Source organism: Stenotrophomonas sp. 10N36 (genome assembly GCF_056395005.1).
Genome location: NZ_JBFTIS010000004.1, coordinates 70,502 through 92,068, shown reverse-complemented (window position 1 = coordinate 92,068; position 21,567 = coordinate 70,502). Strand labels below are relative to the sequence as shown.

At 66.8% G+C, this 21,567-nt stretch carries 15 protein-coding genes; 11 read left to right on the top strand and 4 right to left on the bottom strand.

Annotated elements, in window-relative coordinates; all coding sequences use genetic code 11:
• The first annotated feature begins 16 nt into the window (after positions 1-16).
• Positions 17-1,165: a LacI family DNA-binding transcriptional regulator gene (locus AC1DCJ_RS06510; protein ID WP_478070444.1), complete on the top strand. Its 1,149-nt coding sequence runs from the start codon at positions 17-19 to the stop codon at positions 1,163-1,165.
• Positions 1,166-1,652: 487 nt separating this feature from the next.
• Entirely contained in the window at positions 1,653-1,931 is a 279-nt protein-coding gene (locus AC1DCJ_RS06505) for a hypothetical protein (RefSeq protein ID WP_478070443.1), read from the top strand.
• Positions 1,932-1,961: 30 nt separating this feature from the next.
• Here AC1DCJ_RS06505 and AC1DCJ_RS06500 read toward each other — a convergent pair whose 3' ends face one another.
• The 3 genes from AC1DCJ_RS06500 to AC1DCJ_RS06490 form a co-directional block, all read right to left on the bottom strand.
• Positions 1,962-3,086, bottom strand: a complete 1,125-nt coding sequence (locus AC1DCJ_RS06500) for a serine hydrolase domain-containing protein (RefSeq protein WP_478070442.1) — start codon at positions 3,084-3,086, stop codon at positions 1,962-1,964.
• Between the two features lie 300 nt (positions 3,087-3,386).
• Positions 3,387-4,391 (bottom strand): extracellular catalytic domain type 1 short-chain-length polyhydroxyalkanoate depolymerase, encoded by a 1,005-nt coding sequence (locus AC1DCJ_RS06495; protein WP_478070441.1) that lies wholly within the window; start codon positions 4,389-4,391, stop codon positions 3,387-3,389.
• A gap of 87 nt (positions 4,392-4,478) precedes the next feature.
• Complete coding sequence (locus tag AC1DCJ_RS06490; RefSeq protein ID WP_478070440.1) at positions 4,479-5,885, bottom strand: GntP family permease; 1,407 nt, start codon at positions 5,883-5,885, stop codon at positions 4,479-4,481.
• 157 nt (positions 5,886-6,042) lie between these two features.
• Here AC1DCJ_RS06490 and AC1DCJ_RS06485 point away from each other — a divergent pair, with 157 nt between their 5' ends.
• The 4 genes from AC1DCJ_RS06485 (at position 6,043) to AC1DCJ_RS06470 (ending at position 13,010) form a co-directional block, all read left to right on the top strand.
• A complete protein-coding gene (locus tag AC1DCJ_RS06485) occupies positions 6,043-8,241 on the top strand; it encodes a TonB-dependent receptor (protein ID WP_478070439.1) in 2,199 nt (732 codons plus the stop codon).
• Between the two features lie 11 nt (positions 8,242-8,252).
• Positions 8,253-9,131 carry an alpha/beta fold hydrolase gene (locus tag AC1DCJ_RS06480; protein WP_478070438.1) on the top strand — a complete coding sequence of 293 codons (879 nt, stop codon included), beginning with the start codon at positions 8,253-8,255 and terminating at the stop codon, positions 9,129-9,131.
• Positions 9,128-9,613, top strand: coding sequence for a MaoC family dehydratase (locus AC1DCJ_RS06475; RefSeq protein WP_141058039.1), 486 nt, complete (start codon positions 9,128-9,130; stop codon positions 9,611-9,613). Before AC1DCJ_RS06480 ends, AC1DCJ_RS06475 begins: the two co-directional genes overlap by 4 nt.
• A 64-nt stretch (positions 9,614-9,677) precedes the next feature.
• Positions 9,678-13,010 (top strand): hybrid sensor histidine kinase/response regulator, encoded by a 3,333-nt coding sequence (locus tag AC1DCJ_RS06470; RefSeq protein WP_478070437.1) that lies wholly within the window; start codon positions 9,678-9,680, stop codon positions 13,008-13,010.
• A gap of 7 nt (positions 13,011-13,017) precedes the next feature.
• On the opposite strand, the gene AC1DCJ_RS06465 is transcribed toward AC1DCJ_RS06470, so the two are convergent.
• Entirely contained in the window at positions 13,018-13,692 is a 675-nt protein-coding gene (locus AC1DCJ_RS06465) for a response regulator transcription factor (protein ID WP_478070436.1), read from the bottom strand.
• An 88-nt stretch (positions 13,693-13,780) separates the two neighbouring features.
• Here AC1DCJ_RS06465 and AC1DCJ_RS06460 point away from each other — a divergent pair, with 88 nt between their 5' ends.
• The 5 genes from AC1DCJ_RS06460 to AC1DCJ_RS06440 all read left to right on the top strand — a co-directional run bounded on the left by AC1DCJ_RS06460 (position 13,781) and on the right by AC1DCJ_RS06440 (position 21,542).
• Positions 13,781-15,625 carry a 3-hydroxybutyrate oligomer hydrolase family protein gene (locus tag AC1DCJ_RS06460; protein ID WP_478070435.1) on the top strand — a complete coding sequence of 615 codons (1,845 nt, stop codon included), beginning with the start codon at positions 13,781-13,783 and terminating at the stop codon, positions 15,623-15,625.
• Between the two features lie 24 nt (positions 15,626-15,649).
• Positions 15,650-17,314 carry a fatty acid--CoA ligase gene (locus AC1DCJ_RS06455; protein WP_478070434.1) on the top strand — a complete coding sequence of 555 codons (1,665 nt, stop codon included), beginning with the start codon at positions 15,650-15,652 and terminating at the stop codon, positions 17,312-17,314.
• A 231-nt stretch (positions 17,315-17,545) separates the two neighbouring features.
• Positions 17,546-18,979: a hypothetical protein gene (locus AC1DCJ_RS06450; RefSeq protein WP_478070433.1), complete on the top strand. Its 1,434-nt coding sequence runs from the start codon at positions 17,546-17,548 to the stop codon at positions 18,977-18,979.
• 311 nt (positions 18,980-19,290) lie between these two features.
• The gene (locus tag AC1DCJ_RS06445; protein WP_448135825.1) at positions 19,291-20,877 is read left to right on the top strand and encodes an SDR family NAD(P)-dependent oxidoreductase; all 1,587 of its coding nucleotides are present in this window, start codon (positions 19,291-19,293) and stop codon (positions 20,875-20,877) included.
• A 458-nt stretch (positions 20,878-21,335) separates the two neighbouring features.
• On the top strand, positions 21,336-21,542 hold the full coding sequence (locus AC1DCJ_RS06440; protein ID WP_137189491.1) for a DUF6229 family protein: 207 nt from the start codon (positions 21,336-21,338) through the stop codon (positions 21,540-21,542).
• The last annotated feature ends 25 nt before the right edge of the window (positions 21,543-21,567 follow it).

Genomic DNA, 21,567 nt, shown 5'->3' with positions numbered 1-21,567 from the left:
GATAACGCTTGTCATCATGCAGCGCAGCAAAGGAGCCGAGCCCTTGAAGAACAGCCCCAAAGCGGCCCGTCGGAAAGCGAGCGGCATCACCATTGACGACGTTGCGGCGCATGCCGGGGTGTCGGCCATGACCGTGTCGCGCGTCATTCACGGCCATGCCAGCGTGCGCGACGCCAACCGGGAACGGGTCATGCGCAGCGTGCGCGAACTGGACTACCGCCCCAACCTTGCGGCAAGCGCCCTGGCGGCGGCACAGCACACCTGCATCGCGCTGATCTACACCAATCCCAGTTCCAGCTACCTGCGCGAACTGCTGGTCGGCGCGCTGCGCGGGTCCACCCGGGCGGCGGCGCAGTTGGTCATCGCCACCTGGGATGAACTGGATACCGATGCACGCTGCGAAGCAGCACGGCAGCTGTCCAGCAGCGTAGCGGGCGTGATTCTTCCGCCGCCCCTGTGTGAATCGAAGGCGATCGTCGACCAGTTCGTCGGCGCCGGCATCCCGGTGGTGTCCATTGCGTCCAGCCATCTGAACGACAGAATTTCCTGCGTGCGCATCGATGATCGCCAGGCGAGCCACGACATGGTGTCGCACCTGATCACACGCGGACACACGCGCATCGGGTACATCAAGGGCGATCCGAACCAGACCGCGAGCGCGCACCGCTGGCAGGGCTACCGGGATGCGCTGGCTGACGCCGGCATCGGCTATGACCCCGCGCTTGTCCAACCCGGCTACTTCACCTACCGCTCCGGACTGGACGCGGCCGAACGGCTGCTGACCCTGCAGCCGCCTCCCAGCGCGATCTTCGCCAGCAACGATGACATGGCATCGGCCGTTGTTTCCGTGGCGCATCGTCGCGGCCTCGAGGTACCGGGTGATCTTTCAGTGGTCGGTTTCGATGACACCTCGGCATCCACCATGGTGTGGCCGGAACTGACCACCCTCCATCAGCCGGTGGCCGAGATGGCAGACAGTGCGGTCGACATCCTGTTGCGGGAGATTCGCCGCACGCCGTCCTCGGGACGCGTCACGGTCAATCATGTGCTTGCGCACCAGCTGATTACGCGTGACTCCGTATCGAGGCCTGGGCTGGCCTCAGGACGGTTGCCATCGCCGCGAGCAGCGTCTCGTTTCACCGACATCGATGAGCAAGGTGGCTGAAGCCTGACGCTGCAGCGTGCGCAGTGTCGGGACCACCTGCCCGTCGTGGTGCCGGCCAGACGGAGCGTTGCCCTGCCTGACCGCGTTTGGTTGGCGCGGCCAAGGCGATGCCGCGCCTCCCATCACTTCGGGGGCGCTGACGGCGACGGGGAATCCGGCTTCGCTGGCGAGGCCGTGTCGGCCGTTGCGTAGGCGCGCGCCTTCACTCGGAAGGGGGCAATGCAACCGGCGAGGGGGATGCAGATGGAGACAGCGAATGCGACAAACGCCAGTTTTTTCATCGAGGGGGCCATGCGTTGGGGCTACTTTTCTGTGAGCGCTGGAGTCTGGCGCTCTTCATTGTAGATCGATAACCCACTGCCGGAAGTGGCCCGCATCTGCGGAGGTGCTCGGCGGTAGCCCCTTTGGTCTGCCAGCGCTCTGACCACGGCATCTTCACCGCGTCGCCCTATGCTGGAACCCCTTCGCGTCCACAAGGTAAAGCGCCATGACCAAACTGCACACGCTGATGATTGCCGGCTGCCTGATGGGCTTCAGTGCCGTGGCATCCGCTGAAACCGTCAACCTGACCAACAGCGCAGACGGCGCCAACCGCGATGCCGGTATCACGGCGGTGAAGAAGAAGCTGCAGGAGGCCTGCACCGAACGCAAGGGCTCGCCGGATGCCGATTCGTTCGAAGTGGTCTTCGAGAAGATCAGCGACAACCCGAATGTGCCCAAGCCTTACTACGTGGACGGCAGAATGAAGTGCGAGCTGCCGGGCTGAGGTCAGCCGGTCAGGGTTCGGCCCGGTGTTTCAGGTCGAACCCGCAGCCTTCTCGCGCGCGGCGATTCTCTCGACCAGCGTGTCGATCGCCGCCTCCATGGCGTGCGCCGTATCGTCGCCGCTCTGGTTGGTGATCACGAATATGCCCAGGTCGTACTTGGGCACGATGTAGATGTAGCACTGCGACCGTGGTACGCCCCCATGGTGCGCGTAGTAGACACCCTTCAAGGCGTCGCCGCTGACGATGTTCCAGAAGTAGCCAACGCTGAATTCGGGATCGAATTTGGCCAGGGCGCGATGCGATTCCGCCACGACCGGCCCAGCGGCCAGCTGGAACTTGAGGTACTTCACCATCTCGGGAACGGTCGCCTTCACGTTTCCGGAAGCGCCCCACGGCAACTGCGGCATCGGCGTGGTCGGCATCGGGTTGTCGCTGTGGTACCCAACCGCAAGGCGGGCTGCCTCGGCACCGTCCAGCCGGATCCTGACACCCGTCATGCCCGCAGAATCATCCAGGACGTTGCGCAACAGCGTTTCGTAGTCGCGCTTGTAGACCACTTCCAGGATGTGCGCCACCAGCTCCGTTCCGGCACTTGAGTAGGCGTACTCCTTTCCGGGCATGCCGCCGATCTCGACCGTGCGCAGATCCCTGAGGAAATCCGCCTGGCCGTAGTGCGCGTAAACGGCATTGAGGTCGCCGGGCGTACGGTGATCGGTGAAGTCGGCCAGCACTGTGTTCGCACGCGTCGGCAGCATGTTCGGCAGACCACTGGTATGCGAGAGCAGGTTGCGAACGCGCAGGGGTTCGCCCTTGTACTGCAGGTTCGGGTAGTCCCCCTGTAGGTACATCCGGACGTCGTCGTCCAGACCCACCTTGTGCTCCAGGACGGCGTTGGCCATCAGCGTGCCGGCCAGGGTCTTGCTCAACGAGCCGATTTCATAGAGGGTCGCGTCAGTGGGAGGGCTTGGCTTCCCTGCTTCCATGTCGCCGCGGTGCCGGATGAACGCCTGGCCCCGGTACACCACGCCGATCGAGGTGGAGTGCAGCAAGGGTTGCTCGATGAGGGTTGCGGCGACCTCGTCGATGTCCGTGGCCAGATCCTTCGCCGGGGCTTTTTCGGCGGCGCATCCGGCGGCCAGAAGCGCAGCGGACACTACGAGGCAACTCAGCCACAGCCTGTGTCGTACAACCATCGAAGTAGCTCGCATGCGTCGGCGCTTGGTGGGGAGGTGGAAAGGGACCTAAAGATAGCGTATGGATGGTGCGCACGCCTGTCGCGGGAGGTTGGGCGGCTACCGGCCATGCCGCGGGCGGCAGCGGACCAACGGTCCGCTCTACGATGGATCGGTCTGCCTTGGCGGTAGCGGACCAACGGTCCGCTCTACCATGGTTCGGTCTGCCCCCGGTGGGAGCGGAGCAACGGTCCGCCCCTACCGGCCTTTCATTCCATGGGCTCAGCGCAGCTGATCCTTCAGGAACACCCACGTGATCAGCGTGGCATCGGGCCCATTGGGATCGGTAAACGGCAATCCCGTCTGGCTGCCACTCCACGCATGCCCCATCCCCTGTACCACGTAATGCTGGGCCAGCGTCCTGCCGCCGTAGGTGTAGGTGTCAACCCGATACGCGCGCCCGCCCGGCACCTGCCCGTTGTAGGTATTGGTCGGGACGTACTTCACCGAGTCGTTGTCCAGGCCATCGTCGGCGAGGTCATTGGTCTGCAGGAACTGGCGCACGGCCTGCTGGCCGTTCACCGGGTTCACCGTGCTGTCGGCGGTGCCATGGAATACCAGCACCGGGATCGGTCGCGGCGTCGGCGAGCCCGAGCACTGCCAGGCCAGCCGGCCGTTGCTGTCCGGCGAATAGATGCTGCCCGCCAGCAGCGCGTAGGCGCTGCCGGACACGGTGGTGGCCCCCTTGTACATGCCACCGGAATGGATCGCACCGGCGGCGAATACGTCCGAATAGCAGGCCAGCATGATCGAGGTCATCGCACCGCCGGCCGAAATGCCGGTGACGTAGACCCGGCGCGGATCGACGCTGTAGCTGCCCTTCACCTGGTCCACGATCCCGGCCAGGATCGACGCCTCGCCGCTGCCGCGCGCCTGGTTGATCGGCAGCTGCCAGTTCCAGCAGCGTGCGGGGTTGGCGGTGACGTTCTGCCGGGGGTAGACAACCAGGAAGCCTTCTGTATCGGCCACATCGTTGAAGCCGGAGGCCTCGCCCATCAGGTTCGGCCCGGTCACGCAGCCGTGCAGCACAAGCAGCACGGGCAGCGGCTGCGTGGCGTCGTAGCCCGCGGGCACCCACACCTGGTACTCGCGGGCGCCAAAGATGTTGCCGAACAGGCCCACATCCCAATGCCCGGCGGGCCCTGCAGCGAAGGCGCTTGCCGCCGTTGCCAGCCAGGTGCACAGCACCAGCGCGGCCGCCTTGATCGAATTGATTCCAGAGTTCATTGCCAGATCCTCATGCGTGAGTCGTGGATGAAGTGGTTCCGGGAATCCTCGTGGACCAGCCTTCCAGAGGGTGCTGCGACGCCGCTGTCAAACCCAGCCGGTGGCGTAATAGATGCCGATCACCACGAACACCGCGAGGGTCTTGATGACGGTCACCGCAAAAATGTCCTTGTAGGCCTGGCGATGGGTCAGCCCGGTCACCATCAGCAAGGTGATGACCGCCCCGTTGTGCGGCAGGCTGTCCATGCCGCCGGACGCCATCGAGGCGACCCGATGCAATACCTCCATCGGGATGCCGGCCGCCTGCGCGTTGGCGATGAAAGTCTCCGACATCGCGGCCAAGGCGATGCTCATGCCACCGGACGCCGAGCCAGTGACGCCGGCCAGGCCGGTCACCGTGACCGCCTCATGCAGCAGCGGATCCTTGATGGAGCCCAACGCGTTGGCCACCACCATGAAACCCGGCAATGCAGCGATCACGGCACCGAAGCCGTATTCCGATGCGGTGTTCATGGCCGCCAGCACCGCACCGCTGATGGCCGCCCGGGTGCCTTCGGCAAACTGGGCGACCACCGGGCGCCAGGCCAGCGCCAGCACCGACAGGATGCCCACCAGCAGCGCCCCCACCACCGCCCAGATCGCCCCGATCTTCGCCACGTCCTGCACGACCGGCGCGGCGTTGCCCATGATCGAGGGCACGAAGCTGTGCTCGCCGCCGCCGTACCAGTGCGGCATGCCCAGGGTAAACAGCTTGTTGGAGACGAACACCAGTACCAACGGCAGCACGGCAATACCTGCGTGCGCCAGATGCGAACCGGTGAAGGGTGTCGGCTCGTTCACCAGGGTGGCCGGCTCGCCGTAGCCCTCGCCGTTGCGCTGCGCGACGCGCCGCCGCCACTCCAGATACGCCATGCCCACCGCAAGCACGAGGATGCTGCCCAGCGTGCCCAGTACAGGCGCCGCCCAGGTATCGGTACCGAAGAAGGTCGTCGGGATGATGTTCTGGATCTGCGGCGTGCCGGGCAACGCATCCATGGTGAAGCTGAAACCGCCTACCCCCAGCGTCGCCGGGATCAAGCGCTTGGGGATGTTGCTCTGGCGGAACATTTCCGCCGCGAACGGATAGACCGCAAATACCACCACGAACAGCGACACGCCACCATAGGTCAGCAGGCCCGACACCAGCACGATCGACAGCATCGCCCGCTGTGGGCCAAAAAGCCGGATTGCGGCGCCTACGATGGAGCGGGAAAAGCCGGACAGTTCGATCAGCTTGCCGAACACCGCACCCAGCAGGAACACCGGGAAGTAGAGCTTCAGGAAGCCCACCATCTTGTCCATGAACAAGCCGGTGAACATCGGGGCCACCAGCGAAGGGTCGGTCAGCAGCACGGCGCCAAGGGCGGCGATGGGCGCGAACAGGATCACGCTGTAACCGCGGTAGGCCACCAGGATCAGGAACCCCAGCGCTGCAAGTACGATCAGTAACGACATACGGCGCTTCCAGGTGAGGACGCGCCCAGTATCCGGATCTGGCGACCGCTGCCGACTGGACCTAGGTCCACTCGCCGGTGCACCGCGGCGCCGCTAGCCTAGGCTCCATGGGTGGCAATGGGCCATCCGCAACGTAGCTGCCTTGGGGGAGGACCGCATGAAACGGAATTGCTTGAGCCTGATGATCGGCGCGCTGTTGGCCTCCGGGCCGGTACTGGCACAGGAGGCGCCACGCGCCGCACCGGCGGCAGGCAAGACCGCTTCGGCCACCAACCTGGACAGCATCACGGTAACCGCGCGCAAGCGTGAGGAAACTCTGCAGGAGGTGCCGGTGGCCGTCACCGCCTTTACCTCCGAGGCGCTGGACAAGATGAATGTCCAGGACATCAGCGACCTGGATGGCCAGGTACCCAACCTGACCATCTACGCCGCGCGCGGCGCCAGCAGTACGGTCACCGCCTACATCCGCGGCATTGGCCAGTCCGATCCCACCTGGGGCGCGGACCCGGGCGTGGGCATCTACCTCGACGACGTGTATATCGCACGCCCGCAGGGGGCGCTGCTGGACGTGTTCGACGTATCGCGCATCGAGGTGCTGCGCGGTCCGCAGGGCACGCTGTACGGCAAGAACACCATCGGCGGGGCGATCAAGTACATCTCGCGCGGCCTGCCCACCCAGAACGAAGGCTTCGCCCAGATCACCGTGGGCAACTACGGCCAGCTGGACGCCAAGGCTGCTATCGGCGGTCCGGTAGGCGGCGCCGACAGCGGCCTGCGGGCGCGCGTGGCGGTGGCCAGCATGAACCGCGACGGCTTCGGCGAGAACACGTTCAATGGCCAGCCGGTCAGTGACAAGCAGATCAACGCCGCCCGCCTCAACGTTGGTGCCTACGCGGGCGACGATTTCGACGTGCAGTTCGCCCTGGACTGGATCGACGACCAATCCGGCATGCGCGGGTCGAAGATGCTGGCACCCAACCCGTTCACCCCGGCCTACCCGCCGATGGATGATCGCTACGACATCCGGTCGGGCATGCGCAACCTCAACAGCGTCGAGACCAAGGGCGCGTCGGCAACGGTGAACTGGCGGCCCAACGACGACCTCGCACTGAAGTACGTGGTGGCCAAGCGCGAGTCGGACAGCGATGCCAACATCGACTTCGACAGCACGCCGGTGAAGCTGGCCGATGTGGGCGGTGCCTACACCGACAACCAGGTCAGCAACGAGGTGCAGCTCAACTATGATGCCGGTGGCAAGGTGCGCGGCGTGGTGGGCCTCTACCAGTTCAGCGGTGAAGCCGGTGGCCAGATCCGCAACAACTTCTTCAACCTTCAGTTCGGCGATACCCGCGGCAAGGTTCTGACTGACAGCGTCGCGCTGTATGCCGATTGGACCTTCGACCTGACCAGCAAGCTGAAGCTGGACGTCGGCGCCCGCTACACCGACGAGGACAAGCGCGCGATCGTGTTGAACCGCTTCTACGCCGATGCGACCTTCAGCAGACCGATCGCGGTGGCGGCGGATTTCGACAAGAAGACCAACTTCACGAATGTCTCGCCGAAGGTGTCGCTGGACTACCAGATCACCCCGGACATCATGATCTACGGATTGGCGACGCGCGGCTTCAAGTCGGGCGGCTACAACATCCGTGCCAATGCCGTGGCCGTGCCGCGCTCGGCCGAGCCGTTCGACGACGAGACCGTCGACAGCGTTGAGATCGGCAGCAAGATGGCCTTCCTCGACCAGCGCGTATTCCTGAACCTGTCGGCCTTCCACAACAAGTACAAGGATATCCAGCTGTCGGTGTTTACCGGCATCGATACCAATGGCGACGGCACCAACGATGCCTTCTTCGGCGACTTCACCAACGCCGGCGCCGGCACCATCAACGGACTGGAAATCGAATACCAGTACCTGCCCAGCCAGCACTGGCTGATCTCCGGCAACCTGGCCTGGCTGGACGCCAAGTACGATGAATACATGGACCGTGGCGTCAACGTGGCCGACCAGATGAAGTTCACCAATGCACCGGATTTCTCCGGCGCCTTGAACGTGGAGTACCGCACCGATCTGGCCAGCGGCGGCAACCTCTCGGCACGGGTGAGCTACAGCTACCAGAGCGAAGTGTGGCCGACCACCGACCTGAGCCCGGTGATCCGCCAGGACGGCTACGGGCTGGTCAATGCCGGTGTGATCTGGAAGCTGGACGATGCCTGGACCTTCTCGCTGCAGGGCACCAACCTGGCCGACAAGGAATACCGCACCACCGGCTACAACATTCCGGCGGTCGGCACGCTGATAGGCTTCTATGGGCCGCCGCGCCAATATAGCCTCAGCGTTCGTTACGATTTCTAGGAAGCTTGTGCATGACGCCGTCTTACGATGATCTGTACTGGAACAGCAGCGATGGTCTGCGCCTGCATGCACGCGACCATGCACCGGCCGCGGGGCAACCGCCTCGCGGCACGGTGGTCTGCATTCCGGGGTTGACCCGCAATGCGGCCGACTTCGATGCCCTTGCACACGCGCTGACCGCCGCCGGTTGGCGCGTGCTTGCGGTTGACCTGCGCGGGCGGGCACGCTCAGCGCGGGCGCCGGACCCATCCGGCTACAACCCGCGCGCGTATGCCGACGACATGGTGGCGCTGCTGCAGTCGCAGGACATCGACAAGGCGGTCTTCATCGGCACCTCGCTGGGCGTGCTGGTCACCATCACCCTCGCCTCCCGCGCGCCCGAGCGCATTGCCGCCGCGGTGCTCAACGATGCCGGCCCCAAGGTGCCGCGCGAAGCCCTGGCGCGGATCGGCAAGTACGCCGGCAAGCCGGTACCGCCGATGGACCTGACGCAGGCCACGGCTTACGTGGAATCCATCGGCAAGGCCTCGTTCCCGCGCTTCACTGCCGAGGACTGGCAGACGATGGCCACCAATACCTTCCGCCAGCGCGACGATGGGCTGCTGGAGCTGGACTACGACCCGGCGGTGATCCGCACCACGCGGCCCTGGGTGTTGTGGCTGTTGCGCCCGGTGTTATGGCGCGCGGTGCGTGGGCTGACGGCGCGCGTGCCGGTACTGGTGGTGCGCGGGGCGTTGTCGGACATCCTGCCGGCCGATGTCGCACGCAGGATGGCCGCGACCTCCCCCACCGCGCGTCTGGTCGAAGTGCCGGAGGTGGGGCATGCGCCGACCTTGTCCGAGCCCGAAGCGCGTGAGGCGATCCTGGCCTTGCTGGAGCGCGTGCGATGAGCCCCACATCCTGGATCGACGAACTGCCCTCCGCGCTGAAGCCGCTGGGGCAATGGGCCGCAACCGAGCGCGTGGGTGGCAGCACCCGCCTCGCGCAATCACGCATCGATGCATTCGCCGACGCCACCGGTGACCACAACTGGATCCACGTCGATCCGGCCCGCGCACAGGCCGGGTTGCCCGGCGGGCAGACCATCGCCCATGGGTTTCTCCTGCTCTCCCTCACCGTCGAAGACGATGTCGCCGCGCTGACCGGCTTCCCCGGCATCGCCCATGTCCTCAACTACGGCTTGAACAAGGTGCGCTTTCTGGCGCCGGTGCCCAGCGGCGCCGACGTCCGGGTGCGCTCGCGACTGCTGGCACTGGAAGCACGCAACCCGGGGCAGTGGCTGCTGACCCAGCACAAGGCCGTGGAGGTTGTCCCCGGTGGCGAAGTGGCGCTGGTGGCCGAGCAGCTGTCGCTGATCGTGCTCACCGCCTAGCACTGCCCCACCCCACCGTGCCGGCCTACTGCCCGGCGGAGGCGGTTCTCTCTACACTGGAGCGATGTTGACGCCCACCATCGTCCTGTTCGCCTGCATCGCGTGGACCGTGCTGCTGTTTGGCGTCGCCCTGTGGGGGGAGCGCCAGGGGCACCGCCTGTCCAGGCTCTGGCCGGCCATCTACGCGCTGTCGCTCGGCGTGCACTGCACCGCATGGACGTACTACGGCGCCGCCTCGCAGGGCGTGCAATGGGGCTTCCCGATTCCACCGACACTGATCGGCATGGCGCTGATCTTCGCTTTCGGCCTGCCGTTCCTGGCGCGCCTCGGGCGCCTGGCCAAGCAGCACAACAGCGCCACCATCGCCGACCTGGTGGTCGCGCGGCTGCGTACCGACCAAGGCCTGGGCGTCACCATCACCCTGGTCGCCCTGTTCGGCATCATTCCGTACATCGCGCTGCAGCTCAAAGCGGTCAGCCAGGGTCTCGGCGCCTTGCTCGGCGATCAGTTCGCGCCGGTTGGGTGGCAGCTGGATATCTCGTTCTGGTTCGCGCTGACCATGGCTGCGTTTACCCTGCTGTTTGGCGCACGCAAGGCATCGGCCACCGAGCACAACCGCGGCATCGTGGTCGCGCTGGGCCTGGAATCACTGTTGAAACTGACGGCGCTGCTGGCCATCGGCCTGTATGCCGGGCTGTCGGTGCACCAGGCCGGCACGCCCCTGCTTGAGAAGATGGCGCACCTGCCACCGCCGGCGGTCATCCCCGATTTCCTGACCATGGTCGCGCTCGGTGCGATGGCTGCGTTCACCCTGCCCCACCAGTTCCATGTGGGCGTGGTCGAACTGCGCCAGTCCTCGGACCTGAAAACGGCGCGCTGGCTGTTTCCGCTGTATCTGCTGCTGATCGGCCTGCCGTCGGTGCCGATGGCGCTGTCCGGTGCCGCGCAGCTGCCGGCATCGATGTCGCCCGACCTGTACGTGCTGGCCCTGCCGCAGGCACGCGGCCACCACGTACTGGCATTGATGGCGTACCTGGGCAGCCTGAGCGCGGCCACCGGCATGATGATCCTGTCCGGGCTGACCCTGTCGATCATGCTCGGCAACCACGGCGTGGGCTCGCGCCTGCTGAGCGGCGTCACCGGCTTCAATTCCGGCGCCGATCTGCGTCCGCGCGTGCTGGCGTTCCGGCGCGCCGGTATCGTCGCCGTGTTCCTGATGTCGTGGCTGTACAGCCGCGCGATGAGCGGCACCGAGGCGCTCAGCGATTTCGGCCTGATGTCGTTCACCGCGCTCTCGCAACTGGCACCGGCGGTGCTGTTGGCGGTGTATCGCCCGCGCACGCCCTCCCCGGCCATCATTGCCGGCATCGTGCTGGGCTCACTGGTCTGGCTGTGGCTGGTGTTGCTGCCGATGGTGATCCCGACCGCGCCGGCGTCGGCCAGCCCCGAGGGACTGCACTGGCTGGCGATGTTCTCGCTGCGCATGCAACCGGGGCATATCGCGATCAGCATGGGCGCCAGCCTGGCGGTCAACCTGGCCACCGTGGTGCTGGTGTCGCGTGCCGTGCGGCCCTCGCTGCCACGGCAACGGGACGCGGTGGCCGCCGCGTCGATGCGCAAGACCGCCGGTCGCTTCCTCGGCCCGGAACGGGCACGGCAGCTGATGGACGGCCACGCCGGGCAGATGCTGGATGACGACCGGGTCACTGCCATCGAACGCGAGCTGACCGCCGTGGTGGGCGCCGGGATGGCGCGGCTGCTGGTGGAAGCCGCACGCGATGGCGGCGCCGCGCCGCTGGACGCGGTCACCCGCGCCGTCGGTGAGGCCACCCAGGTACTGCGCTTCAACCAGCGCCTGCTGGAAGCGGCCTTGGAGAACATGAGCCAGGGCATCAGCGTGGTCGATGCCCAGCTGCAGCTGGTGGCCTGGAACAGCCGCTATGCCGCGCTGTTCAAATTCCCGCCGGAGCTGTTGCAGGTGGGGCAGCCGGTGGTCAACCTCACGGCGTGGGCGTTGGGACAGCTGAAAATCGGCGACAGCCCCGGTGATACGCGCGACAAGGCATTGCAGCGCCGTGTTGCCCACATGCGCCGCGCTACCCCGCACCTGTCCGAGCGGATATTCCCGGACAACACCATCGTGGAGATCCGCGGCAACCCGATGCCGGGGGGCGGCTACGTGGCCACCTTCACCGATGTCACCGCCTTCCGCCGCGCCGAGGATGCCCTCAAGCGAAGTAACGAAACCCTGGAACGCCGCGTGCAGGACCGCACCGCCCGGCTGGAGCAGGCCGTGCACGAAGCCGAGCGGGCCAACGTGGCCAAGACCCGCTTCCTCACCGCGGTCGGCCACGACCTGATCCAGCCGCTGCACGCGGCGCAGCTGCTCACCGACGCCATGTCGCAGCACATTGAGTCTGAGTTCCTGGACAGCTTCCTGCGCCAGATTCGCGGCGCCCTCGATTCCACCGACGACCTGCTGTCGGGCCTGCTCGATATCTCACGGCTGGAGGCCGGTGGACTGGTGGCCGATCCCCGCCCGTTCGCGCTGTCCACCGTGCTGGAGCCGCTGGCGCAGGAGTTCGCCGTGCTGGCTGCGGCGCGCGGGCTGCAGTTCCGCCATGTCCGCACCCGCGCCTGGGTGCACAGCGACCCGTTGCTGCTGCGCCGCGTGCTGCAGAACTTCCTGGCCAATGCCATCCGCTACACCCGTAGCGGCGGCGTGCTGTTGGGCGTGCGTCGCCGGGGCGATACGCTGTCGATCGGGGTGCATGACAGTGGCCCCGGCATCGCCGTGGAACAGCAGGCGGTGGTGTTCGAGGAGTTCCACCGCGGCGACCGCAGCAATGGCCAAGGACTGGGCCTTGGCCTGACCATCGCCCACCGCATTGCCGACCTGCTGCATGCACCGCTGGAACTGCACAGCGTGCTCGAGCGCGGCTCGGCTTTCTCCATCACCGTGGCACAAGCCGCTGCGCCCACCGCGCCGCGGATTGAAGCCACGACCGGCACCAGCACCCTAAAAGGCCTCCGCGTGCTGGTGGTCGACAACGACCCGGACGCACTGGAAGCCATGCGGCAGATGCTGCTTGCGTGGGGCTGCGAGGTCGTCGCCGTGCGCGACGCCAGTGACGTGGGTGCAGCCGCGCACGAGGCCGCGCTGTGGTTGTTCGACTATCACCTTGACGAGGGCGATACCGGGGTTGGGCTGTGGACGCGCCTTGCCGCCGTGCATGGGCCGCGGCCAACGGTGATTCTCAGTGCCGACACCGGCAGCGACACCCGTGAAGCGGTGCGCGAGGTGGGGCTATCCCTGTTGAACAAGCCGTTCAAGCCGTTGGCGCTGCGCTGGGCGATCAATCACCTGCTGGCCACGCCGCGCCCGGCCACCGCCTGACGCAGGATCAGGCGTCCTGCGCCGCTTCGATCTGCCGCGCGGGATCGGTCAACCCCATCTCATGCAGCACACGGATGGCCTGCGCGCGGTTGCGTACGCCCAGCCGGCCCATGATGCGGGTCATGTGTGCCTTGACCGTGCGCAGCTGCACGCCCAGGCGGTCGGCGATCTGCTTGTTGAGCAGCCCTTCGGCGACCAGGCTCAATACCCGGTACTGATGCGCCGACAGGCTGGACAGGCGCGCGGCAAGGTCGGCGTCCTTGCTGAAGGGCGCCACCCGCGCCACCGGCTCGCGCAGCAGCGCGGGGATCCAGCGTTCACCTTCCAGCACGCTCAGCAGCGCCGACTGCAGGTCGGTCAGCCCCGAACTCTTGGGAAGGTAACCGGCAGCGCCCAGGTCGATGGCACGGCGGATCACGTGCGGCTCTTCGTTGGCCGACACGATGATGATCGCCAACCCCGGCTGCAACGCACGTATGGTTGCCAGTCCGGCAAGCCCGTGGTTGCCCGGCATGTGCAGGTCCAGCAGCATCAGGTCGATCTGCTGGCTCTCGAGTGCCTCCAGCACGCTGTGCAGGGAATCGGCCTCGCTGATCTGCAGATCGGCAACGGCTTCCTCGGCCGCGCGATGCAGCGCCGCGCGGAACAAGGGGTGATCGTCGGCGATGAGCAGGGTCGGCATGTCTAGCCGAGGTTAGCAAATCGCCCACCGCTCGGCACGGGTACCTAGGTACGCTGGCGCGGGCTGCCGGGCTTGCTAGGGTGGCGCAATGAACATTCATCGCTCCCTTGCTCCACTGTGCGCCGCGCTGGCCCTGTTGCCGGGCGGCATCTCCATCGCCGATGCCGCCGCGCCCCGCGCCACCGCCGCAGCACCCGTGTTCGAGCAGTGGCGGGAAACCCCGCACCGCGGCACCGATGAACTGCTGACCGCCGGGCTGGGACTGGACGCTCTGCGCTCGACCACCGCGCCGGCGTTCGCCAACCCGGCCCAGCCAACAGCCGACGAGGCCCGGCGGCGCGCAATCTGGAGCAGCTGGCGCGGCATCGCCGACCTCACCCCCGGCGGCGGTTTCGGCGATGTCTACGGCCGCCTGCAGGCGGTGCCCGGCCGCGAATTCGCCGCCTATGCGCGCATCCCCGGCGCGCGCCACCCGCACCGCGTACTGGTGCAGGTACCCGATACCTTCGATGCCGCGCGACGTTGCCTGGTGGTCGCCGCCTCGTCCGGCTCGCGCGGCATCTATGGCGCCATCGCGGTGGCCGGCAGCTGGGGGCTGACCCACGGCTGTGCAGTCGCCTACACCGACAAAGGCACCGGCAGCGACTACTACGACCTGGACGCCAAGATCGGCTTCCAGGCCGACGGCACGCCCGCCTCGCAGGGCGCGCTGGCATTCGCGCCCGCCACGCCGACCGCCGCACACGGCGTGGCCTTCAAGCACGCCCATTCGGGCGACAACCCGGAAGCGGACTGGGGCCAACATCTGCTGCAGGCGCTGCAGTTCGGCCTGCAGGCACTGGACCGCGCCTACCCCGAATCCGCCCCGTTCACACCGGCCACGACGCGCACACTGGGTGTGGGTGTCTCCAACGGCGGTGGCGCGGTGCTGCGTGCCGCGGAGATCGACGGCGACTGGTTCGATGCGATGGTGGCCGGCGAACCCAATGTCTCGGTGGCCGGCGCACCGGCGCTGTACGACTTCGTCACCGAGGCCGCGTTGCTGATGCCCTGCGCGCTGCTGGCCCTGGAGGATCTGCCACAACCGCCGCTGCAGGCACAGGCCGCGGCGGCCGGGAGCCAGCGGTGTGCCCTGCTGAAAACCGCCGGGCAGGTGCAAGGCGATGACACCGCAACACAGGCACGCTCCGCGCGGCAGCAGCTGACCGATGCTGGCCTGAGCGACGGTGCACTTCGTGCCGGCGCGTTCTCGACCGGGTTCGATCTGTGGCGCGCCATCGCGGTGACCTATGCGTCGGCCTATGGGCGTTTTGGCGCGGGCGAGCATCCCTGTGCGTACCGCTTCTCGGCCGCGGCCGCTGACGGCACACCCGGCCCGGCCGCAGCGGCGTTGCGTGCCACCTGGTGGAGCGAAGGCAGCGGCATCCCGCCAGGCAGCGGCGTGGTGCTGGTGGATGGCAATGCGGCACGCTCGCCAGAGGACCCGCTGCAGGGCCTGAACTGCCTGCGTGCGCTCGGCCGAGGCGACAGCGCCGATGCCCGACGGGTACGCGCAGGAATCGCCGAGGCAGCCGCCAAGGCGCCGCGTCGCGGCCTGCCGATCGTGGTCATTCACGGCATGGACGACGGGCTGGTGCCGATCGGCATGACCAGCGATCGCTACGTGCCCCTCGCACGCAAGGCGGGGGCGCAGATCGCCTACTGGCGCGTGGACAACGCACAGCACTTCGACGCGGTGCTGGCCTTCCCCGACTACCGCAAGCGCTATGTGCCGCTGCTGCCCTATATGTTCGCGGCGATGGACCAGGTGTGGGATCACCTTGAGGACTCTGCCCGCGCCCTGCCGCAGGACGCCCGCATCCAGCCCACACCCCGCGCGGAAGCACCGTTGCAGCGTGAGCAGCTGTCCATTCCCGCCGCCCGCGGCCGCTGACACGCCCCCTCCAGGAACCCCCCCATGTCACTTGCCACCGCCGCACACACGCCCGCCCCCGACGCCCCTGCCTACCCGCTGCTGATCAAGCAGCTGCTGCTCACGCCGCTGGCGGTGCGCCCGGAGCAGGAGATCGTCTACGGCGACACCGTGCGCTTCGACTACCGCACATTGCAGGCCCGCATCGGCCAGCTGGCCGGACTGTTGACGTCCCTTGGGGTCAAGCACGGCGATACCGTGGCGGTGATGGACTGGGACAGCAACCGCTATCTGGAGAGCTATTTCGCCGTGCCGATGCTCGGTGCGGTGCTGATGATGGTGAACATCCGCCTGGCGCCCGAGCAGATTGCCTATACCCTCAACCACAGCTGTGCGCGCGTGATTCTGGCCAACCGCGCGTTCCTGCCGGTGCTGGACGGCATCGACGACCAGCTGCCGGATGTACGCACGCGGATCCTGCTGGAGGACGAGGCCGATCAACCGCTGCCGGCGGGTTTCGTGACCGAGTATGAGGCCGGGCTGCGTGCCGCCACGCCGGTCAGCCACTTTCCGGACTTCGACGAGAACACCCGCGCCACGATGTTCTTCACCACCGGCACCACCGGCCTGCCCAAAGGGGTGTACTTCAGCCATCGCCAGCTGGTGCTGCACTCGCTGGCGGGGATGGCCGCGCTGGGCAGTGCGGCCAGCCAAGGCCGCCTGCACCGCGACGATGTGTACATGCCGATCACGCCGATGTTCCATGTCCACGCCTGGGGCCTGCCGTACGTGGCCACGCTGATGGGCATCAAGCAGGTCTACCCCGGTCGCTACCTGCCGGGGCAGCTGCTGGCGTTGATCGCCCGCGAGAAGGTGACCTTCTCGCACTGCGTGCCCACCATCCTGCACATGCTGCTGGGCCATCCCAGCGCGGCCGATACCGATCTGAGCGGTTGGAAAGTGGTCATCGGCGGCGCGGCCCTGCCCCGCGCACTGGCGCAGCAAGCGCTGGCCCGTGGCATCGACATCTTCGGCGGCTACGGCATGTCCGAGACCTGCCCCCTGCTTACCCTCGCCCAGATCGATGCCACCACCCTCGGGGAGTCGGACGAGGCGTTGTCGCTGCGCACCAAGGCGGGCATTCCGGTGCCGCTGGTGGACCTGCGCATCGTGGACGAAGACATGCAGGATGTCGCCCACGATGGCGTAGCTACCGGCGAAGTGGTGGTGCGCGCGCCCTGGCTTACCCAAGGCTACCTGCACAACCCGGACGCGTCGGCGGCCTTGTGGGCCGGCGGTTACCTGCATACCGGGGACATCGGCAACATCGATGCCGGCGGTTACCTGCGCGTGGCCGACCGGATCAAGGACGTGATCAAGACCGGCGGCGAGTGGATCTCCTCCCTCGCGCTGGAGGACATCATCGCCCTGCATCCGGCGGTCAACGAAGTGGCCGTCATCGGGATTACCGACACGAAATGGGGCGAGCGACCGCTGCCGTTGGTGGTCAGGCATCCCGGCAGCGAGGTGACCGAAGCGGAGATCATTGAACTGGTCGCCGCGCGCAGCCGCTCGGGCGACATCTCCCGTTTCGCGATCCCGGACCGCGTCAGCTTCGTGGATGCGATCGAACGCACCAGCGTGGGCAAGATCAACAAGAAGAAGCTGCGCAGCCTGCATGACCCGCATGCCGCCACGGTCCCCGGCTGACGCCAGCACGGCACCGTTCAGTGGCGACATCGCTTGGGTTCGCAGGGCAGCCACGACCACCTGATGACGCCAGAAAGCCGCCTGACGCTGGCGATGACCCGACAGCTACCGCGTTCCTTCCGGTAAACGTACTGAAGGCCTGCAAGGGCAGTCGCCAACCGCGTTGGCACGGCCGTTGCATCAGCACCGGGGGACTTTCCGCCCGGTTGGGGCCAATCAGGAGAACCGCAGATGAGTCTGTTCGTTGCCGGTCGTTCCATCCTCCACCCACACCAGCTCAGTCCGCTGGGCCAGAGGGTGCTCTCCCTGCTCGATGGTGGCGTGCCGTGGGTGCAGTGGGCCATGGCATCGACCACGCAGCGTTATGCATTCGGCGATGAAGGCAGTTTGTTGGACGGGGTGCAGCAGGGCCTGCATGGCGCGCGAATGGCCTGGCTGCCGCAGGCGGGCCTGCAGATCGGGCCGGTCAAACTGCTCAGCCTGGGCCAGGAAGACATCGACACGCTGTGCCGGATCGAGGCGGGCGAGGATGACCGCCCGGCGAGCCTCCGCTTCCACGACCTGTTGTCGCGGCACGCGCTGCTCACCAACACCGCGCTGCAGGCCTACCGTCCGTTCCTGGCCAGCATCGGGGTGGCGGATGCGCCGCTGTTCCAGCAGCTGGACTTTCACGAGAGCCTGGCCCTGTGCCAGCTGTCCAGTGAACAGGGCACGGCCATGGCGTCCGATGCGCCGAGCGCCGAGGCGGCCGGCTTTGCCTTGGCGAACGCCCGCCGGCCAATTGAATTCTGCGACTACTACCGGTTCTACCGCACGGCCCCGCACACTGCGGACAGTGCCGAGCAGCGCCGGCTGAATGCCATGTACACGCTGCAGCTGCTGTTGCCCAACCTGTTCGAGATGCTGGACGGCGCTCAGCTGACCCACCTACCCGCACCCGAGGAGGTTGACCAGGCGATCAACGGGACCCTGGCGAGCGGCAGGACGGTGGGGTTTGCACGGATATCACTGGCGGCCCAGCAGCTGTCGATCGGCCTGCCGCCTGCACACCTGGGGGAACAGGCGGTCGCCGAGCATGCACGTTGCCGGATGCGGGACGTACAGGCGCTCCTCGGCAGCCACCGGGTCCACAGCAGTCGATTGGGCCAGGACGGCGCCAGCATGCACTGCCTGATAGAGGGCAAACACGGGCATGCGGCGGTGCAGGTGGAGGACAACAGCATCACCCTGGCCCGATACAGCCGTTCAGGCATCGATGATGCTGGCCAAGCCACTGCCGCCAACCAGACCAGCCACGCCAGCCAGGCGACTGCCGCGCCCGTGCAACCCAGGCGCCCCTCGTCCCCTTCCCCTTCCGTTTCCCCTTCCCCTTCCGTTTCCCCCTCCCCAGACGGCGCCCGCCCTATGTCGTTTCCGACGCCGCCTCCTTCGCCCCCCGAGGCTCACCTGCCCCACAAATCTCAGATGGAGATCGCCCAGGAACTGGTGGCCGCCGCGATGGCCGCCACTGACGAGGCCGTCCGCAGGGCGATGGCGGTCTCCCAGCACGCAGTCGAAGCCGCCAACGAGGCCGCGCGGTGCGCCGATGCCGCCGCCGAAGAGGCGGTGCGTCGTGCCCATGAAGCCGCAGCCGGGGATGACGCGCGTCCTGAGCGTCACGGCTAGCTACGGGGCGGCGACGATTTCGGCTCGGTGCTGCGCAGCGCTTGTCCGCTGCGCAGTTGGCACCTGACGTGCGTCATCCGTCGCTGGCAGACCTGAACAGCCCGGTTTGATCAGCGCATTCCCTGCGTCCGACCACGCGGCCAGGCGGCCCCTGGCCTCGCCCCGGCGGGCCGGATTGGCGCCAACACCCCCGGATCGGGGACAATGGCGGCTGGCCGGACCTTCCGGTCCGCTACAGCATGGACCCGCATCGAGGCGGTCATCGCTCTGCCGTCCACTGCTGTCTTCCCGCCGCTGCTCCCGGATCTGACTTGAACACCATTGCCACGCCCGTCGACGCCGACGACCTGCCCCTGACCGACCGCCTGCGCGCCGCGCTGGACCTGCTGGAGGCGATCGAGGCCGACCGCACCGTGCTCGACACGCTGCCCGAAGCCGACCGCGTGCGTCTGCACCAGGTGGTGGCCAAGGTCTACCACCCCGAACCGAAGGCGCGCCGGCAGAAGCTCAAGCAGCAGGCCAAGCAGCGCCACCAGGAAAAGGTGGCCAAGGCCGAGGCCCTGCTGGAGCAGACCGGCATCCGCGCCCTGCGCCGCAAGCCGGTGTTCAGCACGCCCAACTACTTCCCGCCGCACGCCGCCGGGCTGCATGACGCGCACAACGGCGAGAACGCCGCCGAGACGCCGGAACCGGTGCACTCCCCGGAGCTGCGCCACTGCTATGTATGCAAGCAGAAGTTCACCCAGCTGCACCACTTCTACGACCAGATGTGCCCGGCGTGCGCCGAGCTCAACTTCACCAAGCGTACCGAGACGGCCGACCTGCACGGCCGCGTTGCGCTGCTGACCGGTGGCCGGGTCAAGATCGGCTACCAGGCGGGTCTGAAGCTGCTGCGTGCCGGCGCCGAGCTGATCGTCACCACGCGCTTCCCGCGTGATTCGGCCGCCCGTTACGCCGAAGAGCCGGACTTCGCCGAGTGGGGCCACCGCCTCCAGGTCTATGGTCTGGACCTGCGCCACACGCCCAGCGTGGAAGCGTTCTGCAACGAGTTGCTGGCCACGCGTACGCGTCTGGACTTCATCATCAACAACGCCTGCCAGACTGTCCGTCGCCCGCCGCAGTTCTATGCGCACATGATGGCCGGCGAAACCGCGGCGCTGCACGAGGTCCCGGAAACCCTGCGCAAGCTGATCGGCGACTACGAAGGCCTGCGCAGCGCCGAGCTGCTGGGCGCAACGTCGACCGCCGCGCTGCCGGTGGTGCAGGACCAGGGCTTCAACGGCGCCAACGGCCTCACCCGCGCCGCCGAGCTGTCGCAGGTGCCGCTGCTGGAGGATGAGCTGGTGGCCCAGCAGCATCTGTTCCCCGATGGCCGCCTTGACCAGGACCTGCAGCAGGTGGACCTGCGCGGGCGCAATTCCTGGCGCATGCTGATGGCCGAAGTGCCGTCGGTGGAACTGCTGGAAACCCAACTGGTGAATGCCATCGCGCCGTTCATTATCAACGCGCGGTTGAAGCCGCTGATGCTGCGCACCCCGGGCCGCGACAAGCACATCGTCAACGTGTCGGCGATGGAGGGGCAGTTCTACCGTAACTTCAAAACCACCCGGCATCCGCATACCAACATGGCCAAGGCCGCGTTGAACATGATGACGCGCACCTCGGCGGCCGATTACCAGAACGACGGCATCCACATGAACAGCGTGGACACCGGCTGGGTGACCGACGAGGATCCGGCGGACATTGCGGCCAAGAAAGTGCAGGAAGAGCGCTTCCATCCGCCGCTGGACATCGTGGACGGTGCCGCGCGCATCGTGGACCCGATCATCCATGGCATCAACACAGGCGAGCACGTCTGGGGTCAGTTCCTGAAAGACTACGCGCCTACCGATTGGTAATGACGCCATGTGATTCTCCGCAGCCCGGCACACCGGGTTGCGGGGCATCCTGCACCCGTTCCGGGTTTCACTTTTCAGCAGGCACGTGGCGGCTGACAGACGCAACATAATGCGTCACCGCAGCGGCACCTTTCTGGCGTGTAGTTTCCGCCATCGATCCCATGCAGCAGGCGGATATTCGCCTCGCCCGCCGTTGTCACTTCGATGCTGCAGCACCGCATCGCACCGGGGAGTAGGTATTTTCCTACACGGTAATGAGCGTAGACAGAATTGTTCTGAGCACCATTTCTCAGTTTGACCTGACAAACAATTATGTGCACCCTACAAACGCGGCCTGACCATCGTCACTCCGTATTGCCGGGCGTCCTCGCCTTGCCATGGAATGGCCGTATCCCAGAGGCGCCAGCTTCGTCCTGGCGCCTTGATCGCTTTATTGTTGATCAACAGGAGAACGCGGAATGCAATTGAATGACAACGTCGTTGCAGGCTGGCTCAATGGCGCAGACAGCGTCGACGGCTGCGAGAATCCGGCAGGTTCGCTCTTCATCTACGGCCAGGAGGCAACCGACGCTGCCCTGACCGCGGTGGCCCCGACCATGGCGACCGGCGGCACCGGCAACTGCACCACCACCATGTCAGTGGTCAATCACTGCATGTGTTGCTGATCTAGCCTGTACCGGCGCGCAGCCA